Annotated in this window: 21 protein-coding genes and 1 pseudogene; 15 read left to right on the top strand and 7 right to left on the bottom strand. The window is 41.3% G+C overall.

The genetic code is table 11. The features are described 5' to 3' along the window. Positions 1 to 414: 414 nt before the first annotated feature. From DW917_RS03255 to DW917_RS03245, 3 genes are read right to left on the bottom strand one after another with little or no spacing between them, the layout of a single operon-like run. Positions 415 to 834 carry an RNA-binding S4 domain-containing protein gene (locus DW917_RS03255; RefSeq protein ID WP_118116442.1) on the bottom strand — a complete coding sequence of 140 codons (420 nt, stop codon included), beginning with the start codon at positions 832 to 834 and terminating at the stop codon, positions 415 to 417. Between the two features lie 3 nt (positions 835 to 837). Next, a complete protein-coding gene (gene pth / locus DW917_RS03250) occupies positions 838 to 1410 on the bottom strand; it encodes an aminoacyl-tRNA hydrolase (protein ID WP_118116440.1) in 573 nt (190 codons plus the stop codon). A 46-nt stretch (positions 1411 to 1456) separates the two neighbouring features. Next, positions 1457 to 2065, bottom strand: coding sequence for a 50S ribosomal protein L25/general stress protein Ctc (locus DW917_RS03245; protein WP_118116438.1), 609 nt, complete (start codon positions 2063 to 2065; stop codon positions 1457 to 1459). A 287-nt stretch (positions 2066 to 2352) separates the two neighbouring features. Between DW917_RS03245 and nusB the strand changes: the two genes are divergently transcribed. The 10 genes and pseudogenes from nusB (at position 2353) to DW917_RS03200 (ending at position 9341) form a co-directional block, all read left to right on the top strand. Then, positions 2353 to 3306: a transcription antitermination factor NusB gene (gene nusB / locus DW917_RS03240; RefSeq protein WP_118116436.1), complete on the top strand. Its 954-nt coding sequence runs from the start codon at positions 2353 to 2355 to the stop codon at positions 3304 to 3306. 81 nt (positions 3307 to 3387) lie between these two features. Continuing rightward, the gene (yajC, locus tag DW917_RS03235) at positions 3388 to 3696 is read left to right on the top strand and encodes a preprotein translocase subunit YajC (RefSeq protein ID WP_199545480.1); all 309 of its coding nucleotides are present in this window, start codon (positions 3388 to 3390) and stop codon (positions 3694 to 3696) included. 19 nt (positions 3697 to 3715) lie between these two features. Next, a complete protein-coding gene (locus DW917_RS03230) occupies positions 3716 to 4669 on the top strand; it encodes a CdaR family protein (protein WP_370453509.1) in 954 nt (317 codons plus the stop codon). A 31-nt stretch (positions 4670 to 4700) separates the two neighbouring features. Then, positions 4701 to 5261: a dephospho-CoA kinase gene (gene coaE, locus DW917_RS03225; protein ID WP_022110935.1), complete on the top strand. Its 561-nt coding sequence runs from the start codon at positions 4701 to 4703 to the stop codon at positions 5259 to 5261. A gap of 148 nt (positions 5262 to 5409) precedes the next feature. After that, positions 5410 to 5862 (top strand): DUF5606 domain-containing protein, encoded by a 453-nt coding sequence (locus tag DW917_RS03220; RefSeq protein WP_118116428.1) that lies wholly within the window; start codon positions 5410 to 5412, stop codon positions 5860 to 5862. Positions 5863 to 6168: 306 nt separating this feature from the next. Then, positions 6169 to 6861, top strand: a complete 693-nt coding sequence (locus DW917_RS03215) for a queuosine precursor transporter (RefSeq protein WP_118116426.1) — start codon at positions 6169 to 6171, stop codon at positions 6859 to 6861. A gap of 89 nt (positions 6862 to 6950) precedes the next feature. After that, a complete protein-coding gene (gene queF, locus DW917_RS03210; RefSeq protein WP_262912620.1) occupies positions 6951 to 7352 on the top strand; it encodes a preQ(1) synthase in 402 nt (133 codons plus the stop codon). Positions 7353 to 7357: 5 nt separating this feature from the next. Next, positions 7358 to 7480, top strand: a complete 123-nt coding sequence (locus DW917_RS18060; RefSeq protein ID WP_255415306.1) for a hypothetical protein — start codon at positions 7358 to 7360, stop codon at positions 7478 to 7480. Between the two features lie 79 nt (positions 7481 to 7559). Next, a pseudogene (locus DW917_RS03205) lies at positions 7560 to 7694 on the top strand (porin); the annotation flags it as partial. 228 nt (positions 7695 to 7922) lie between these two features. Continuing rightward, complete coding sequence (locus tag DW917_RS03200; protein WP_022110941.1) at positions 7923 to 9341, top strand: aspartate ammonia-lyase; 1419 nt, start codon at positions 7923 to 7925, stop codon at positions 9339 to 9341. Between the two features lie 156 nt (positions 9342 to 9497). Here the strand turns inward: DW917_RS03200 and DW917_RS03195 are convergent, their stop codons facing one another. The 4 genes from DW917_RS03195 to DW917_RS03180 all read right to left on the bottom strand — a co-directional run bounded on the left by DW917_RS03195 (position 9498) and on the right by DW917_RS03180 (position 12608). After that, complete coding sequence (locus DW917_RS03195; protein ID WP_118116422.1) at positions 9498 to 10352, bottom strand: AraC family transcriptional regulator; 855 nt, start codon at positions 10350 to 10352, stop codon at positions 9498 to 9500. Between the two features lie 125 nt (positions 10353 to 10477). After that, a complete protein-coding gene (locus DW917_RS03190; RefSeq protein WP_118116420.1) occupies positions 10478 to 11854 on the bottom strand; it encodes an MATE family efflux transporter in 1377 nt (458 codons plus the stop codon). A 281-nt stretch (positions 11855 to 12135) separates the two neighbouring features. Next, positions 12136 to 12450, bottom strand: coding sequence for a DUF6169 family protein (locus DW917_RS03185; RefSeq protein ID WP_233524619.1), 315 nt, complete (start codon positions 12448 to 12450; stop codon positions 12136 to 12138). Positions 12451 to 12458: 8 nt separating this feature from the next. Then, on the bottom strand, positions 12459 to 12608 hold the full coding sequence (locus DW917_RS03180) for a hypothetical protein (protein ID WP_022110945.1): 150 nt from the start codon (positions 12606 to 12608) through the stop codon (positions 12459 to 12461). 1185 nt (positions 12609 to 13793) lie between these two features. On the opposite strand from DW917_RS03180, the gene DW917_RS03170 reads away from it, so the two are divergent. Genes DW917_RS03170 through dcm form a run of 5 tightly spaced genes read left to right on the top strand, consistent with a single transcriptional unit; the run spans position 13794 to position 20346 of the window. Continuing rightward, positions 13794 to 14054 carry a helix-turn-helix domain-containing protein gene (locus DW917_RS03170; protein WP_118116416.1) on the top strand — a complete coding sequence of 87 codons (261 nt, stop codon included), beginning with the start codon at positions 13794 to 13796 and terminating at the stop codon, positions 14052 to 14054. 55 nt (positions 14055 to 14109) lie between these two features. Further along, entirely contained in the window at positions 14110 to 16473 is a 2364-nt protein-coding gene (locus DW917_RS03165) for an AIPR family protein (protein WP_118116414.1), read from the top strand. A gap of 11 nt (positions 16474 to 16484) precedes the next feature. Next, positions 16485 to 18149: a DEAD/DEAH box helicase family protein gene (locus tag DW917_RS03160; protein WP_118116411.1), complete on the top strand. Its 1665-nt coding sequence runs from the start codon at positions 16485 to 16487 to the stop codon at positions 18147 to 18149. Continuing rightward, on the top strand, positions 18149 to 19282 hold the full coding sequence (locus DW917_RS03155) for a DNA cytosine methyltransferase (protein ID WP_118116409.1): 1134 nt from the start codon (positions 18149 to 18151) through the stop codon (positions 19280 to 19282). Before DW917_RS03160 ends, DW917_RS03155 begins: the two co-directional genes overlap by 1 nt. After that, positions 19279 to 20346: a DNA (cytosine-5-)-methyltransferase gene (gene dcm / locus DW917_RS03150; RefSeq protein WP_118116407.1), complete on the top strand. Its 1068-nt coding sequence runs from the start codon at positions 19279 to 19281 to the stop codon at positions 20344 to 20346. The genes DW917_RS03155 and dcm overlap by 4 nt, the downstream gene beginning before the upstream one ends. The last annotated feature ends 1 nt before the right edge of the window (position 20347 follow it).

Raw genomic sequence — 20347 nt, 5'->3', positions numbered from 1 at the left:
CTATTTACTTTTATATATTAGAATTCTACTATATTTGCTAATAGAGGCAGACGGGGGAGCATATTGCTGATCCATCTTTTCTGTTGATATGGAAAGCATATTTGCAGACCGTTTGTTTCTGTTAGCGAGGGCAAAGATATAGTAAAAAACAATAGGATGCAAACTTTTGGATAGTTTTTTTGATAATAAAGGTAAAAAAAATCCTTTTTCTTACCATTTGGAATACTATGACGTATATAATTGGAATATTGATACGAAAAATCTCCCACAACTTACAGAAAGTCAAAGTTGTGGGAGATTTAAATTTTAGGAAGAATATCCTACAGTTTGAATTTATAACCGAAAGTCAGAGAGAAAACCTCGTACTTGGACTTGTCGCTATAGTCTCTGTTGTCGTCGCTGAAAACACAACTTTTATTCCTCTTCCTCCCAGTCTTCGTCTTCAAATCCGAACATGGCTGGGTCCACGAAAGCATCCAGCGCACGTCGTTCCTTCTTAGTAGGACGACCTGTACCTCTGGCTCTGTCCACGAAACCGCTGATGCGGCTCATTTCCAGCAGTTCATACTGCTTAGGGTCGGTTACATTCTTATAGACAGCAAAGAGCATTTTAGCACCAACTCGTTGCTCAATGCAGTCGAGCACTTCAAAAGAGTAGGTGATAGGTGCCTTTTTCACGCTGACCACATCTCCTCTCTTGATCATGTAGGATGGTTTTCTGTTTACGCCGCCCACGGTGACGCGCCCATTCTTGCAGGCATCAGCCGCAATGCTGCGCGTCTTGTAGATTCTGGCAGCCCAGAGCCATTTGTCTATTCTTGCTGTTTCTTTCATTTCTTATTTTTTTCCTAACTTGTTGTATTGATTCATTGTAATGTCAATACCTTGTAGGACGAAGCTTTTGATGATGTCCACACCGAGGTCGATGGCAGGTTGCAGTTCCTTCATGTCTTCCTCTGTGTATTTTCCGAGCACCCAGTCCACCTGTCCTCCGCGTGGATATTCGTTTCCGATGCCCATGCGCAGTCGGGCGTAGTTCTGTCCGATAAGCTGCTGGATGTGTCCCAGTCCGTTGTGTCCGCCGTTGCTTCCGTTGGCTTTCAGTCTGAAAGCGCCGAGCGGCAGAGCCAGTTCATCGCTGATGACGAGCAGCCTCTTCTGATCTATCTTCTCCTGGTTGAGCCAGTATCTTACGGCGTTGCCGCTGAGGTTCATGAAGGTGGTAGGTTTCAGAAGGAACACCTTACGTCCCTTGATGGAAGTTTCGGCCACGAATCCGTAACGCTTATCCTCAAAATGAATATTGGACGCTTTAGCAAAAGCGTCCAATACCATAAATCCCGTGTTGTGTCTTGTTCCTGCGTATTCATCGCCCGGATTTCCAAGACCACAAATCAAATATTTATCCAATTTGAAAAATCTAAATGTGTTTCAATTTACGGGTTGTCAATCAAGATTACTCAGCAGCAGCTTCATCAGCCTGCTGTGCAGCGAGCTGAGCGTTACGTGTCATCTTGATAGAGCAAACTACAACAGCCTTGCTTGTAGCCAACTCAAGACCCTCGAATGAAAGGTCACCTACCTTGATGCTCTTACCGATCTTCAAAGCAGTAACGTCGATGTCGAGGTGCTCAGGGATTACCTGGTAAGGAGCAGTTACGTTGATCTTACGGATAGAAAGGTTCATACGACCACCATCACGAACACCCTGTGCGAGACCTACCAACTTCACTGGAATACCGATAGTGATAGGCTTCTTGTCGTTCACCTCGTAGAAGTCAACGTGCAAAGGAGCGTCTGTAGTTGGGTGGAACTGGATCTCCTTCATGATAGCTGTGTGGCTCTCACCGTCGATGATGAGGTTGATAACATATACGTGAGGAGTGTAGATAACCTTACGCAACTCAGCGAAAGGAACAGCGAATGACAATGCCTCTGGAGCACCGTTCTCACCCTTCTTCTCACCATACAAGTTACAAGGAACAAAACCTTCCTTACGCAATGACTTAGAAGCTTTCTTGCCAAGGTCTGTACGCTTCTGACCTGTTACATTAATCTCTTTCATTTGTGTTACTCTAAATTAAGTATTAATAATTAGTGCCTTAACTCGCCATCACACGGATAAGCTTTGCAAAAGCGGGTGCAAAATTACAACAAATATTTGAAATAAGCAAATTTATGAAGAAAAAAATGCTAAAAAGTAATTCTTTGAGGACTCAGAAGGGGGTAAACGGGCTTTCTATCCTTAAAAAAGTAGAAAATATCCACTGGTTTCTTGCATGTTCCATATAAAATATGTATTTTTGCCGTGTCAAATAACGACAGTAATATAAACCTTTAAATTATTAGAGAATGATTAATAGGGATTTAATTAGAAGAAAGATTGTACAGTTAACCTATGCGTACTATCAAAACGGCAATCACAACATGGATAATGCTGAGAAGGAATTGTTGTTTAGTCTTTCTAAAGCGTACGACTTGTATAACTACATGTTGCAACTCATTGTGGCTGTCACTAAAGAGGCTCGCAAGCGTTACGACGTGGAGTTGGCTCGTGCTCAGCGTGAAGGGGCAGAGGCTCCATCGCAGAAATTTGCGTTCAATCGTTTGGCAGTTCAGTTGGAAGAAAACAAAATGTTGGGAGATTGGATTGATGCGAAACATTCTTCATGGGATGATGACATTGAATTCGTGCGTAAGCTCTACACTAACATTACAGCCAGCGAGGCTTTTCAGGAGTACATGGCTTCAGAGGAAGACAACTATGAGGCAGACCGTGAGGCTTGGCGTAAGTTCTACAAGAATTTTGTGATGAACAATGATGAGCTGGATGCTCTTCTGGAGGAAAAGAGCCTCTATTGGAATGATGACAAAGAAGTGGTTGACACATTCGTGCTCAAAACCATCAAGCGTTTCGAGCAGGAAAATAAGGCCGACCAGGAACTTCTTCCTGAATATAAAGATTTGGAGGACCGTGACTTTGCCCGCAAGCTGTTCCGCTCTACTATCCTCAATTGCGACCAGTATCAGCGCTATATGAGTGATGCTTCCCGCAACTGGGATTTCTCCCGTCTGGCTTACATGGATGTGGTTATTATGCAGATTGCCATTGCAGAGATGGTCAATTTCCCAAATATTCCTGCTTCCGTCAGCATCAATGAGTATGTTGACTTGGCCAAGGTATATAGTACTCCTCGAAGCGGCGGATATGTGAACGGAATGCTCGACAATATCGGCAGATTCCTCATCGACCGTGGTATCATTGCCAAGGAATTGCCTCCTCGCAAGGAACATCACAGAAGATAAAGTTCCGTAATGAAAACAGACTGAGGTCGATAGACTGAAGTTGAAAACAGAATATTAATAACATTTTAAATAATAGCAACTATGAATTTATTATTGCAAGCACAAGGTGGTGGTAATATAAGCTTCCTCGTTATGATGGTAGCAATTTTTGTTATCATGTGGTTTTTCATGATTCGTCCTCAGCAGAAGAAGCAGAAGGAAATCCGCAAATTCCAGAACTCTCTGCAGGAAGGTTCTAAGGTTGTTACTGGCGGTGGTGTTTATGGCACCGTTAAGCGTATCAACTTGGAGCAGAATACTGTAGATGTTGAGATTGCTCGTGGCGTAGTAATCACTGTAGCTAAGGGCTACGTGTTCGCTGATGCTACTGCTCAGACTCCAAATGCATAATATAGGAAAAATATGGCAAGTGATTAGAAACTTTTTGTTCAGTGCGCTGAACAAGGAGTTTCTGATTTTTTTGTTCTTTCTCTTTCTCAGCGGTGCTTTCTGGTTGATGATGGCGCTCAATGAGACTTATGAGGAAGAATTAAAGGTGCCTGTGCGCCTTGTCAATGTACCCCGTAATGCCGTTGTGACCGACGAACCTGCTGATACTGTGCGGGTTATGGTGAGGGATAAGGGTTTTACATTGGTTACCTACAAATATGGTAAATGGTTTAAGCCGCTCTCGTTCAAGTTTGCTACTTATGCAGATGAGGACCAGGGGCACGGCGTGATTCCTAATGCCGACATGGTGAAGCAGCTGCAGAACCAGCTCTATGGCTCCAGCAAACTTCTGTCTGTAAAGCCTGAAAAGCTGGATTTCTATTTCACATATGGTGCTTCCAAGCAGGTTCCTGTCAGGTTCAGGGGAAAGATTACGACGAGCAAGACTTATTATCTGGCTCATACGGAATTTCTGCCGGGTACGGTGACGGTTTATGCCAACAAGAAACGGCTCGACCAGTTGCGCTATGTGGAGATAGAACCATTCAACTATCGCAACTTGCAGGATACAATCCAAAAGACGGTGCGCTTGCAGAGGATTGTGGGTGTCAAGATAGTTCCGAATACGGTGCGCCTTTCCGTTTATCCTGATGTCCTGACCGAAGAGACAATCGATGTTCCGATTACGTCCATCAATATGCCTCCGGGCATGGTGCTCCGCACATTCCCTTCCCGTGTCACCGTCAGATTTACGATAGGTGCCAGCCTGTTCAGAACCGTCAGTGCCGACCAGTTCAAGGTGGTTGTCGATTACGACGAACTGTCTTCCAATCCGGCTGATAAGTGTACGCTCCAGCTGCGCAGTGTGCCACGAACCGTGAGCAAAGCAATGCTTGAAGTGGAGAAGGTGGATTATCTGCTTGAACAGCAATAGGGAATAGGAGGATCTATAAAAGTAGAATCTGATGAAAATAGCTATTACAGGAGGAATCGGAAGCGGCAAGAGTTTTGTTTGCAGAGAACTTGCCAAGCGTGGAATCGAGGTTTACGACTGCGATGCTGCGGCCAAAAGGCTGATGCGTAGCGATGAGCAGTTGCAGGCTGCACTAAAGCTGCTTGTGGGCAATGAGGTCTATGCGGACGGAGTGCTTCAGAAACCAGTTCTGGCTCAGTTTCTTTTGGCGAGTGAGACCAACAAACTGGCAGTCAATGATGTGGTTCATCCTGCTGTGGCTCGCGATTTCGAACAGAGCGGAAAGAACTGGCTGGAAAGCGCCATTCTCTTTGACAGTGGTTTTGTTCATCGCACCCGTTTCGACTATGTGGTCTGCGTGACGGCTCCACAGGAAGTCCGTCTGCAGCGGATTATGCAGCGCGATCAGATTTCCCGCCAGAAAGCAGAGGAATGGATAAATGCCCAGTTGCCTCAGGCTGATGTCGTTTTGCAGAGTGATTTTGAAATCAGAAATGATGGAAAGGAAGATTTGAATCTGCAGATTGACAGACTCCTGAATCAGGTGAAGTAGGACTTCTGCTGAGAAGTGATAGGAGTTTTCCTTCTTCGAATGAGAAGGGGAGATTTCTTTCTTCGAATGAAAGAGGGGAGAATTTCTTCTTTGAAAAATAAAAGGAAAAAGTAAACAAAGAAATAATAAATAAGAAATAAAAAGAACAATGGAAACAATTCTTTCAATTGCAGGTAAGCCAGGCCTTTATAAACTGGTATCTCGTGGAAACAGAAACCTCATCGTGGAGACTATTGATGAGACTCACAGACGTATTCCAGCTTTCGCTACAGACCGTGTAACAAGTCTTGGCGACATCGCTATGTACACAGATGCAGATGAAATCGCCCTCTGGGAGGTTTTGGAGAGTGTAGGCAAGAAAGAGAACAGTCAGGTAAGCAGCCTCAACTATAAGAAGTGCTCTGCTCAGGAACTTCACGACTATTTCGCAGAGGTTTTGCCTAACTACGACCGTGACCGTGTACACGATAGTGACATCAAGAAGTTGCTCCAGTGGTACAATATCCTCGTGAAGAACGGCATTACTGATTTCAAGGCAACTTTGGCTCCAACAGATGGCGACAATGTAGATGATCGTCAGGAGGAAGCAGCTGCTGAGTAATCCCTATACATTATTATATATATAAGAGGGTGTGTTATAAGTCACATTCAGTGCGCCCGAAAAATGTCCCACAGATATTACAGATGTTCACAGATTTATTTTTTGTTTCAAAAAATCTGTGTAAATCTGTGAAATCTGTGGGACTATGTATTTTAGGAATTTCAAAAATCCTACATTTCTATGCTAAAATTTGGAGAATTCAAGAAAAAATCGTAATTTTGCAGCCGCTTTTGCATGGTGAACAGATTTCCACCTTGTCAGGAGCAAAATCTGAGTGCTTGGTAAACCTCGTAAAAAACAAGAAAAATGGAAAAGAAAACAACTCAAGTGAGTGTGCTGTTTATGCTTTTCAGCATCCTCTTTTGCGTTTGTCTGATTGCGGCAAACGTGCTCGAAACAAAGCAAATTGCCTTCGGGCCAGTATCTCTGACCGGTGGACTCATTGTATTCCCAGTGAGCTACATTATCAATGATGTCGTTTGTGAAGTGTGGGGTTATCAGAAAGCCCGCCTGCTGATATGGACAGGTTTTGCCATGAATTTCTTCTTCGTGGCTCTCGGCGCCATCTGTGATGTGATTCCTGCAGCACCTTATTGGACCAATGATGCTGGTTTCCACGCCATTTTCGGTCTGGCTCCACGCATTGCTGCCGCTTCCTTCGTAGCCTTCATCGTAGGTTCATTTGCCAATGCCTATGTGATGAGTGTGATGAAGATTCGTGATGGTGGCAAGCATTTCTCAGCCCGTGCTATTCTCAGTACTGTGGCAGGAGAGAGTTGCGACAGTATCATCTTCTTCCCATTGGCATTGGGAGGCGTAGTTCCTGCTTCCGAGTTGCCTTGGCTCATGCTCTGGCAGGTTATTCTCAAGACAGTATATGAAATCATCGTGTTGCCTGTAACCATCCGTGTGGTTAAGGCCATCAAGAAGCATGAGGGTGAGGATGTTTATGACAACAACATCTCTTATAATGTCTTCAAGATATTCAGTCTCAACTAATTACGTAATTCACAAATAAAAAATTTACCAAGACAGTGGATAGAAAACAAGATGGTTTGCAGGCTCTCGGAGCCAAAACCGAATATAGAATGGATTATGCACCTGAGGTGCTGGAGACCTTTGTCAACAAGCATCCGGGCAATGATTACTGGGTACGTTTCAACTGCCCTGAGTTTACATCGCTTTGTCCGATTACCGGTCAGCCCGACTTTGCGGAGATTCGCATCAGTTATATTCCTGATGTGAAGATGGTGGAAAGCAAGAGTTTGAAGCTCTATCTTTTCAGTTTCCGCAATCATGGTGATTTTCATGAGGACTGTGTGAACATCATCATGAAGGATCTCATCCGTCTGATGGATCCTAAGTACATTGAGGTGACTGGTATTTTCACTCCTCGTGGCGGTATCAGCATCTGGCCTTATGCCAATTACGGCAAGCCAGGTACTAAGTACGAGAAGCTGGCAGAGCAGCGTTTCGCTACGCATGAATAAGTAAAATGATGATTATTGAAAAGAAGAGCTACATCTTCGGCAGAAATGCTGGAGAATGTAGCTTTTTGGGTTTATATAGCATGGAAAATCCGCTCAGCATCGGTTATCTGATCATCCAGCTATTATAAATGAGAAATGACAAATGAGAAATGAGAAATGAGAAATGGGGGGATGAGGAATGGGAAATCAAAAAACGCTAGGATTAAAATAAAATCGCAGAATTTCCGCCTCTTCCTCGCCTATACCGGGCGCAAGTATGATTACAGTAAGGCTTCCGGGCTGACCGATTATAATACAGACCGTATTGAAATCGGAATGCTCTACAGGCTGAAAGCGTATTAAAGGTAAAAAGGTAAAAAAGTAAAAAGGTAAAAAGACGTTGTCCTTTAAAAATTCTTTTTACCTTTTTACCTTTTTACTTTTTTACTTTTAAAAAAACACCCCAAGTTTGCTTTTTACAAATAATGGTTCGTTTTTTATAAATAACTTCAGCAAAAATCATCGTATCTTTGTAGTAGAAAAAATAACAATAACTAATAGAATAAATACTAACTTAAACGACATAACATGATGGCTGACGAAAAGAAATTCAGAGTAGAGTCTGACCTTTTAGGTGAACTCAAAGTTCCTGCTGACGCACTTTATGGTGTTCAAACTCAGCGCGGTATTAACAATTATCATATTTCTCGCAAGACGATGTGTGATTATCCTGATTTCATCATCGCTATTGCATACGTGAAGCTGGCAGCTGCCCAGACTAATCATTCTCTCGGAGTTATCAATGATGAGATTTCCGGAGCTATGGCTGAGGCTTGCCGTGAAATCATAGACGGCAAGTGGCACGAGAATTTCCCTATCGACATGGTACAGGGTGGTGCTGGAACTTCTGTCAATATGAATGCTAATGAGGTGATCGCCAACCGTGCCCTTGAAATCTTGGGACGCGAGAAGGGTGACTATCTGTATGTTTCTCCTAACGACCATTGCAATTGCGGACAGAGCACCAATGATGTTTATCCTACATCCATCCGTCTCGCTCTCATCCGCATGAATGCTCATCTCGTGGGCGCTCTTACCGGACTTATCAGCGCTTTCCGCTACAAGGCTGAGGAGTATTTCGACACCATCAAGATGGGACGTACTCAGTTGCAGGATGCAGTTCCGATGACTATCGGACAGGAGTTTAACGCATACGCCAACAACCTGGAGGAGGAAATCCTCAATCTGGAGCGCAACGTGAAGCTTCTCCACGAAATCAATATGGGCGGTACTGCCATCGGTACAGGTCTGAACGCTGTTCCGGGCTTTGCTAAACTCTGTGCAGCCAACCTCAGTAAGTTGACCGGTGAGAACTTCGTATCTGCCAGCGACTTGGTGGAGGCTACACCAGATACAGGTGCTTACGTAAGCTATTCTTCAGCTTTGAAGCGCTTGGCAGTGAAACTTTCCAAGATCTGTAACGATCTCCGACTGATGGCTTCAGGTCCACGCTGCGGTCTGAACGAGATCAATCTTCCTCCTAAGGCTCCTGGTTCATCCATCATGCCGGGCAAGGTAAATCCTGTTATCCCAGAGGTGACTAATCAGGTTTGTTTCAAGGTAATCGGCAACGATACAACGATCAGTTTTGCAGCCGAGGCAGGTCAGTTGGAGTTGAATGTGATGGAACCTATCATTACAGAGAGTCTCTTCGAGAGCCTTACCTGGATGAAGAACGCCATCGAAACCCTTACAGAAGAATGTGTATTGGGCATTACTGTCAACAAGGAGCGTTGCTATGAGATGGTAAAGAACAGTATCGGTATCGTGACAGCCCTCAATCCGATTATCGGTTATAAGGCCAGCACCAAGGTAGCCAAGGAAGCTCATGCCACAGGCCGCTCAGTCTATGACATCGTGATAGAGCAGGGACTGATGAGCAAGGAGGAGCTCGACAAGGCACTCGACCCTAAGGAAATGCTTCATTCTCATAAGTTCACATTGAAATAAATGTGGGATATGAAGAGTTGAAAAACAAAACTTTCCATAACTAATTGAATCCAAGTATATACATTCATTGAAGAAGCCTGCAGGCGAATCCATCTATCTCTCTCTCGGATTCCGCTTGCAGGCTTTGATTTTTTATTTTGTTTTCCAGAAATTTTCTTATTTCTTTCCCCTATACGCCAATGGCGTCATTCCCGATCGTTGCTTGAAGAAATTGGTCAGGGCGCTCTGGTCGCTGAAGTTCAGATAGTCGGCTATTTCCCCCATTGTCATGTCCGACTGGGTGAGCAGGTTGCATATTTCCTTGTAAACCAGAGATGTAACGTGCTCATTCACCGTAGAACCGCTGATTTCCCTTACCAGTCTTGAGAGATAGGCGGCAGAAACATTCTGCTTGTCGGCATAGAATCTAATCTGTCGCTCCTTGCGGAAGAAGCGGTAGAGGTGGTGTAGGAAAATTTCATACACTTCCTTCTTGTGCCCCAAGTCGTTGGAAACGGAACATTGCTCGTAGGGCAGTTCCTCAATGATGAGTTTGAGCACGTTGAACATACTCTTGATCATTTCAATCTTGTTGATGTGCTGGTGCCTTACAATGTCTCTTACGAAGTGGAAAATATCTGCGATGCTTTTCATCTTTTCAGGTGAAGGCTGGTATCGGGTAGGCTGGTCGGTGAAATGCTCGTCCACCAGAATACATTCCGCCTCAAAGTCGGGTGAAACCTCCTTCAACGCTACGATTTCCTTAGGCGAAGCAATGAGAAATTCGCCCGTTTTCACTTCCAGGGTTTCGTCCTTATTGCTGTTGAAATGCAGCAGGCATTTGCCCTGTTTCAGTAACAGCAGTTTGGTGAAGAGCGTACGTTCCTTCACCATTTCCGCCAGTTCTTCCGAGCTTACGCAGTTGTTTTCCCCGCCGTTGATGGCGAAGTGGGCAGCGTAGGCGCCATAAATGTCTGTCAGATGATATTTGGCAGCAAATTCTTCCAGGTTATAGACTATCTGTTGTTTCATGTTTACTTATACTTCTCATAGAAAAAGTTTACTTCTGGGGCGGTTCTTCCCAGATGAGAATCTCCGGCTATTCCTTTTTGGGGGATGATTCTACGAGGGCAAAAGTACAAAATATCCTTCAGACATCAAAAATTTTTTTCTAAAAAAATGTTTTCCATTTTCTTCAGTTCCTTCTCAAACCGGTGTTTGTAGAGAAAACCGGCGATGGTGAGACCGAATGGGAAGGCTATCCAAATGCCCAAGATACCGATGCCGCAAGGAAAACCGAGCGTATAGCCCAACGGCAGACAGATGATGAAGTAGGCAATGAAGGCATAGGTCACCATTGGTTTTACGCAGGCAATACCTCTCAGCGCATTGGCAAAAGTATATTGCAGACCGTCGCCAAACTGGTAGAGCATCATCATGATGATGAGCAGGGCCACGTACTGCTGCACCTCCACATTATCATTGAACCAGCCGCCTATCTGATGTCTGAGCAGCAACACCGGAATGCCCATGCAGAGAGAGAACAGCAGGTTGAGTCTCCAACCATCGTAGGCGTTTCTCCTGACGGCAGCAAAGTCGTTTTGTCCCACGAAATGGCTCACTCGGATGGCCAGCGCTGCAGCCATACCAGAGAGTACGAGGTAGAACAGTTGGGAGATAGTTATCATCACCTGATGGGCAGCTAATGGAATCGTTCCGAGCCATCCCACCATCACGCAGCTCAGCGTAAAGGCGCCCGATTCCAGCGCCAGTTGCAGCGCCACAGGCCATCCCAGGCGGTTCATCTCCCGGAAGTCAGCCCCGTTGATGCGGCTTGCTATGATATTGTTGCGATATTCCCTGTATTCCTTCGTGCTGGCGATGATGCCCACCATAGCCACAGCCATGAGCACACGACTTGCCAAGGTAGAGATTCCGGCACCTAATAATCCCATTTCCGGACAAGGGCCCACACCATAGATGAGCACCCAGTTGCCGAAGATGTTGACGATGTTTCCCATGATCATCACCCACATCGCTACCTTGGTATTTCCGATTCCGTCGAGAAACTGTTTCAGCGTATTGAAAACGCCCACGAAGAGCACCGAAATGAGGTTGACGATGAAGTAGGGGCGTATGAGCGCGAGTAATTCCTCGGGCTGACCGATGCGATGGAGGTTGAAGTAGAGGATTATCAGAGCGAGCGAGAAAATGACGCCCACCACCATATTGGCGAAGAAGGAATTTTTCACTTTCTGTCCTATTTGGTCCGTTTTCTCCATGCCGTAGAGTTTTCCGATGATAGGGGTGAGACCATAGGAGAATCCCATGTAGGAAACGAGGATGAAGGTGATGATATTGTTGACGAGACCTGCTGCCGCCAGTTCCTCCGTGCTGTGATGTCCGATCATGAGCGTGTCGGCGAATCCCAGAATGATGGTTCCCAACTGTCCGATGATGATAGGAACCCCGATGCATAGGAGTTCTCGATAGTAATGTCTTTTGTGTTCCGTAATGGAAGTATTATTGCCCATAGTTAGAAAATTAAACCTAATTGTTTGTAAAAAGCAAAGATGCTGCTTCAGAAAAGTCGTGCAAAGTTACTGCTTTTTTCTGATATAAGCAAGAAATAGGCGTGAAATAAAGGATAAAGTGATAGTAAAACCTTAATGACACTTAATGACACCCACTCTTCATGACACCAGAAGAGTGGGAGTAATGCAGCCGAATTAATCTGGCTTGCCATTCAATAAAGTTATAGTATTTGTAAACTCAGATACTAAATCATTAAACAGAGGATTGTCTCTTCTGATAATCAATGCAGCGTAATTCTCATTTTTTGCATTCCATCGCCAGTTTCACATATATATAATAATGCAGCTTGATTTTTATGAAAGAATTCATCCACAATACACATTACCGTTTCTCTAACTTTGGAATCTCGTGGAGATTTGGTTCCTTCATAATTAGTCAACGCAAACTGATATGACTCTCCGCTTTGCAGCAATTCGTCTTTTTCAAAAGCAACACTAAAGCTTACTCCAAAGTCGCTTACAAACTTGAATAAGCCTGTTGAAAAATCCAATTCAACAATATAAGGAGAATTGGCATTTATTCTATTTAATTCCAATTCCTCCATTACAAGACATTAAAGTTTACAGGTTCTTCGCCCGTACGTAATTTGTAGTCTTCATAAAGCATCTTCTGCATCTTGTCAACCATGGCTTTCTTTGTAGCCTTGGCTGATTCCCAACGTCTAAGAGCCTCTTCTCTTGTTAATTTATTCATATTCAATCCTCCATTATTAATAACCAAATATATCCGTTAAAACCTTAATGACACCCTCTCTTAATACTATCCCCTCTGCATTTCCATGATGAAGTCGTCGGCAATGTAACTTTCTCGCCGTTCCCTCCACGCAGGATGCAGCGAAGGCAAGTTTGATTTCTTCCAGGGGCAATTGTATTCTGTTGCGTTCTTGTACACCATAAGCTCCCCTCGTACTCCTCAATATCTCTTTTTCTGAAATTTTCTGCAAATATAAGCATTATTTTTCTAATATGCAAGCTTTTCCGATTTTAATATTAAATAATAGAGTCTGTTTGAGTGATTTTAGAGTGATGACTATCTGAAAATCAAATAGATAACGAGTTGAAAAAGGTTCTTTCTAAAGCTGTGTCATTTTGCAGGATGGTTCCTACAGGGTGTCATTAAGAGTGGGGCACCCACTCTTAATGACACCTTTGTTTTCCCAAAGATATTAAATGCAAAATTCAATTTTATATATATCGCTATAAATCAGATACTTACAGACTTTTTTCTAACTTTTTTGCCATATTCTTGTTTTCTGCTCAGAAAAATTGTACCTTTGCACCAGCATTGCGAAAGAAAGCTCCTCTTGTACTGAAAACAGCCATAAAAGACGACTCTCCTTGGTCTAAATTGATGACAGGCGCCGCTCATCAATAACGGCCAAAATAAGAAGTAAAGTTCCGAAAGTTTTTCACTACCGTAACAAGAACTTTCGAGAATAGACAAAAGAGCTTTTGACAGCAGTCAAAAACTCTTTTTACATATGTGACAAAGTTTGGAAAGATATACTTTTTCTACCGAACCATCCAATTATCTCTGTTTGTTTTCACAACATTAACATTAGCGTGTGTTCCCCGTCTCTGTACCCACTTTTATTTTTCCCTGCCCACGGAAAAATTCTTGCGTGGGCAGGGAGAAAAAAATACCCGGGCAGAGAAGGGTATTTGAAAGAGAATTTGGGGGAAATGGAAGTGTCATTGAAAAAGAGTTGGTTTAACGTTATTGTAGAAAAATAGAGATACATAAGAAAATGGTAAAATCTTCGAGAAAAGGTGTCATTAATGGTAGGTGTCATTAAGTGTCATTAAGGTTTTCAATAATATTCATATTTTGCATATTCGTAAAAAGAATATATATTTGCACCTTATTAAATATGGTAATATGGATAAGAGCATACATTCACATTTATATCATCAAGTCATAGGACGCTTGCGTGGTAAGCGTGAGAAGTTGGGGATTACTCAAGTTCAACTTGCTGATTTATTGAAAGTTAATCAGACTTTCATAAGTAGGGTTGAAACATGTGACCGCCGCCTCGATATCATAGAACTTCATCATATTTGCCAGGTGTTAGGCATTTCTTTTATCGACTTCATTCAAGAAGTCGATAGGGATATTCTGAGCAAAGACGAGGGTGAATGATTAAAAGAATTTAAAATAACCTCTTGTATTAAAACAATAAAAAAACTAAATAACAATGGAACAATTAGATAATAACGAAATCTTTGATGATTTCAAACCAGCTGAAGAGCAAAAAGCTTTTGTCAATGAGACTATCGGTAACGTGATAGAAAGAGAATTGACAGAGGTGGAACTGTTTAAGGAAAAATTTGATGAACCTTTTTTGGTTGCTGAGCATCCTAAAGATAACTTGATGGAAACTGTAGTGAATTATATTCAAAGTTGTGGCGATGTCAATCAAGTTTATTTTTGTTCTTATACTCCAAATAAAGGGGCTGCTTTGGATGGGTGGGCTTTTAATGTTGATGATGAGTTGACTACGTTAGATTTGTTCTTGACTGAGTATGTTTCACCAGAAACGGGATGTAAAATAACTTCATCGGAATTGGAGCGTGATTTCAATTGGTTGAGACGCTTTTATGAACAATCTATGAGTGGAAAAATGTTAGGTGAATTTATGAATGACACGAAAAGTGATTTATATCAAGTTGCAGACTTGATTCATAGTAGCAGCAAAATTGATAGAATTCGCTTGTTTGTACTAACAAATGCGATTGCTCCTAATGATTTTGTAAAAGATAATCTGGAATTGTCGGATGGATCCATGTGTGAATATAACGTGTGGGATATAAGGAGAATAATGCAACAAAATAATATTCTTTCTGGTAGAAATCAAATTGTTGTTGATTTTGAAAGAGATTATAATTGCACTTTGCCATGTGTGCAGATGCCTAATGTTTCAGATAAAGTAAAATGCTATTTGTGTATAATACCCGGACGGGTATTGCATAAAGTGTATCGTAAATATCATCAACGGATATTGGAGATGAATGTTCGTACATTTTTACAATTTAAAGGGACTTCAAATAAAGGTATACGTGACACTCTGATAGGACATGTTGCAACTGCCTCTGAACGAAAAAAAGGAATTGAAGATTCTCTTCCAGAACCAGATATGTTTTTCGCATATAACAATGGTATTTCGGCGACGGCTTCTGATATTAAACTAAATGATGATAATACTGCTATTGCCAAAATAAAATCTTGGCAAATAGTTAATGGCGGTCAGACAACGGCTGCCATTAGTGCGGTAATGAGTAGAAAAGACATAGATGAGGAACAGTTGTCATCTGTATTTGTGGCAATGAAAATTTCTGTAGTTAAAGATAAAAATAAACTTTCAGAAATTGTTCCTAAAATATCTCGCTTTGCTAATACTCAATCGGCTGTTAAAAAGTCGGACTTTAATATCAATGAGAATTTCTTGGTTGAACTTGAAAAGCAATCAAGGGAAGTTTGGGTGCAAAATTCTAACGGAAAACCGATAAATAAATGGTTTTTCGAAAGAACTCGTGGTCAATATTTAGATAAGGCTAAACATCTGAATTCTAGTGCAGAGGAAAATAAATTCTATAGTGAATATCCTAAAAAACAGATGTTTGATAAAACTAGTCTTTCTAAAATTCTTATGAGTTGGGAACAAGAACCAGCAAGTGTTTGTAAGGGTGGAGAGAATAATTATTCAATGTTTTTCGATAAAATGAAAAGCGGCGATACGCATTTTGATAAATTAACGTATCAGCGTACAATTGCCAAAGCTATACTTTTTAAGGCTATAGATGCTTTATATGGAAAGGATGGTATTGCGTTACAGGGTTTTAAGTCGAATATGGTTGCTTACTCAATGGCTGTTTTGTCTTTGAATTCTAAGAAAAAACTCAACCTTGATGCTATTTGGAATGAACAGATTGTTATCAGTCCGTCTGTTTTTAGCGAGTTGACATTGGATATTCATAACATCTATGCAAAACTGTTATGTGGTGATGGGCATATTAGTTATAAAATAAAGAAGACAATATTAGATTCAAATGGTAAGCGTAAGAATAAATATGTTTTAAAAGAGTTGCCTCAAAAAGATATTGATAGTATTAAGGCTACTGTTCTTTTTCGTGTCTTGCAATATATTAAGAATATTGAACCCTTTATATATAAGCACATAGTTGAAATTGATGCAGGACTTAATGTAAATGAATGGACTAAGAAAAAACAATGTTGGCAAGAGCTTGAATCAAAACTAGCAAATGAAGGAGAAAAGTACAAAATTCCTTTTGATTTGCTTGGATGTAGTGATGATAAAGGGCTTTTATTGTCAGAAGGACAAAGAAAATGCATTGAACAAGTGAAGTTAATAGGTCAAGATGCTTGGTTCTCACTAAATAAATGGGGGAAAAACAATCCTGGTAAACTTACTCCTATTGATATTGCAGTAACCGCTCAAGTTGGTTATTGTATTCGAGAAAATAAGCCGTTGTCGTTTAAGCTAGCCAAAAATGCAGTGGATATATATGAAAATGCAGTGGATTTAGGCTGGAAAATGTAATTTAGACAAATATGATTACAGATAAAGACATATATCTTGACGAGGAAGTGGAGAAGGTGGTCCCCTTCGAGTGCCCTGCCATCCGATTCTCTCATATTGAGTCGGATGATACGGGCTTGCGTCCTTACCAGGCAGAAATGAAACACAATGTTTATGACCTTTGGGATAAGATAGACAATGTGATGCTTCAGATGCCTACTGGTACAGGCAAGACAATTGTCTTTACTTCCATAGTTAAAGACATCTTGCGATGGTGCAGTCTTCATAGCCGGGAATCTAAAATTCTGATAGTAGCTCATCGTAGGGAACTGATAAGACAGGCAAGCAAGAAACTGGGGAGTATTCCTCATGGAGTGATTGTGAGTGGAGAAAAATTGGATTTGGACAAGTCCATACAGGTTGCGTCAATCCAGACCTTTATGAGTCGTAGGCATTATGAATTGATGCGTCGTGAGCAATTCGACTTTATCATCATAGATGAAGCTCATCACTGCATGGCACCCGGCTACCAGAAACTTTGGGATATGTTCCCTAATAGTAAGAAACTGGGTGTAACAGCTACTCCGTGGCGCATGAGCCATTGTGGATTTACTTCTTTGTTTGGTGATATTGTATTGGCAAAGAGTATAGAATGGTTTGTCAATCATGGCTATCTTGCCAATTATGATTATATCAGCATTAAGCCAAATTCAGAGATTCAGCATGCTATCAATGGAATAGCCCGGATGGGAGCTGACGGAGATTATTTGGATTCTGAGTTGAGTGCTGTAATGGACAAGGATAAGATACGGGCTGGTTTATATAAAAGTTATCTGAAATATGCTAAAGGCAAGAAAGGCATTATCTATGCTATTGATCGTAAACATGCCAGTCATATCTGCGACTTATATGCAGCTAAGGGTGTAAGTATCTGTATGATAGACGGAACAACTCCAACATCTGAGCGTGAGCAAAAAATAGCAGACTTTGCCAATGGCAATATAGAGGTCTTAGTGAATGTCAATATTTTCTCTGAAGGTTTTGATTGTCCTGATATTGAATTCATACAGCTGGCACGACCTACTAAGTCTCTTTCGCTTTACCTACAACAGGTAGGCAGGGGGCTTCGAATATCGAAAGGAAAAGAGACTACGGTCATCTTGGACAATGTAGGACTTTATAACCGTTTCGGAACTCCAATGGCAAACCGTCATTGGCGGTATCATTTTCTTGGAGTGAATGATAGTGAAGGCTATAATGACGGTTCTGGTATTAAACGTGATCTGATTCTTGATTCAGATTCTGAATATGAGCCAGATTATTCCGAGGATGATGAGGAAATGGTTGTTGTAGAACATGCTGATGGTAATGCTCAGGTAAGGCCAGATGCGGCTAATCAGGCTGCAAGTCTTTCCGAATATAATGTATTTAGAAAGAATGGCTTATACGGTGTCTGCAATCATAAAAACAGGGTGATTGTTCCACCAATATATGAAGAGATGCGCCCATATTACAAAGGATATATTCCGTTTAAGCAAAATGGAAAGTGGGGTATCTTGCTTGCAAATGGAACGGTAAAAGTAAAACCGAAGTACTACAACATTGGTCCGTTCATAAACGACCGAGCTGTCGTGCAGAATACGGCAGACAGCGAGGAATATTATATTAATGGAAAATTAGAAAGGATTACTGAGTAATGTCTAAGAAAATATACAAGATAGTCGATTTGTTTGCAGGATGTGGAGGTTTGAGCTGTGGCTTGGAACAAGCAGGCTTTACACCATGGTTCGTGAATGAAATTGTCGAAACGTTTTGTAATACATACAAAAAGAATCATAATCTGGATGATAGTCATTATTTTGTTGGTGACATTAATGATTTAAATGAGAATCTGGATGACTATAAAGAATATCTGGAAGATATAACGCTGGTATGTGGTGGACCTCCTTGTCAAGGATTTTCTATGGCAAATCGCCAAAGAATTCTGGATGATCCACGTAATCAGTTGTATAAAGCTTATCTTTATTTCTTAAGTCAAGTACGTCCAAAGTTCTTTATAATGGAGAATGTTAAAGGGATGTCTAAAAAGATAGAAGAGATAAAGGATGACTTTACTAAATATCTCGGTGAGGAATATCAGTTTGATTATAGACTCTTGAAAGCTCAGGATTTTGGTGTACCTCAAAACAGAGAACGCTTCATAATGATTGGTAATCGTGTTGGAGTAAATCCTGATGATATTTTTGAAGAAATTTTCAAACAGGGACGTTCTCCGTTCGTATTGAAGGATGCTCTTGAAGGTTTGCCTCATCTTGAATCTAGAAAAAGAATAGGGAAAAATGAAGAGAATGAACGGTCTGGATTTACTGAACGACAGTTTGTATATCAAGAAACAGAATTCTACCATTTCATCAATGGATATAGACATATTGATAAGTTATATAATCATAAGAATAGGTACAATAACCCTCGAGATATTGAAATTTATCGTCGCTTACCACAAGGGGCTAATTCTTTGCATGATTCAATAGCTGATATTATGCCATATTCACGAAGAAATAATATCTTCAAGGATAAGTATTTTAAATTGGATGAAACTCAGATATGTAAGACAATAACATCTCATATGAAGTTTGATTGTAATATGTATATTCATCCTTGGGAGGCACGAGGTCTAAGTCCACGTGAAGCTGCCAGAATCCAGACCTTTCCAGACGATTATGTGCTGACCGGAGCTCAGAATTTATGGTATGCTCAAGTGGGAAATGCTGTTCCCGTAAAACTGGCTAGAGCTATTGGCATGGGTATTATGAAATTTATTGGGACATGAGACATTTAGAACTATTTGCTGGTATTGGAGGATTTCGTCGAGCCATAGATTTGGTTGGACAAGATTATCATGTGCCTGTGATATGCGTTGGATTCTCTGAAATCGAGTCTAAAGCCGTCTTGACTTATAAGACCAATTATAATACCGAAGGTGAATTAGAATTAGGGGATATAGTTAATTTTACTTCTGATGAACGTAATGTTGTCGAGCTACCTGATTTTGATTTGTTAACTGGTGGTTTTCCTTGTCAGACATTTAGTATGATGGGAGCGATGGCTGGATTTCAAGAGGACCGGGGACAGATGTTTTTCCGAATAATGGATATTGTAAAGTTCAAACATCCTAAGTATATTTTGTTGGAGAACGTGAAGAATTTAATGACTCATGATCGTGGTAAAACAATTCGTAGGATATTGCAAGAATTGTCAGCGGAAGGATATATTGTTCATCATGATGTTTTCAATTCTGTTAATTATGGACTTCCTCAAGTGAGAAATAGAACACTTATTTTTGCACGAAGTTCAAAATACGGAGATTTTGAGTTTACAAATGAGTTGGTGTCTCAACATTTCAATTCATTAGAGCGGAATGATTGTTCTCTCTGTTTCTATAACAATACAATAGATGTGTTGGCAAAGAACGTTTCAGAGAAGTACTATTTGTCAGAGAGGATAAAACCAACCATTCTTAGTGATGGTAGCGGTAAGTTTAAATCGAATTCAGAAATCGATAAACTTGTAGCAAGAACCCTTACGGCTTCTATGCATAAAATGCATCGTGCATGTCAGGACAATTACTATAGTGATATGTTTGTAAACAGCAAAGGTGAAATTAGACCTTCTACATGGATGTCAAAGGAAGAACTGGCAGAGATACCAATAAGAAGATTAACACCACAAGAAGCGTTTATGCTGCAAGGATTTCCTTCTTCATTTGCCTCTGATGCTAGCAAAGCTGGTGTGGCTGATGGTGCTTTATATAAGCAAGCTGGTAATGCGGTTAGTGTTAATACTATCTATGCGGTTTTATCTTATTTGATTGATAATAACATAATGAGAATGTAAT

Source organism: Prevotella sp. AM42-24, assembly GCF_003461825.1.
GTDB classification, from domain to species: Bacteria; Bacteroidota; Bacteroidia; order Bacteroidales; family Bacteroidaceae; genus Prevotella; species Prevotella hominis.
Note: the sequence above shows the minus strand (reverse complement) of the source record. Positions and strands in the feature narration are given on the sequence as shown.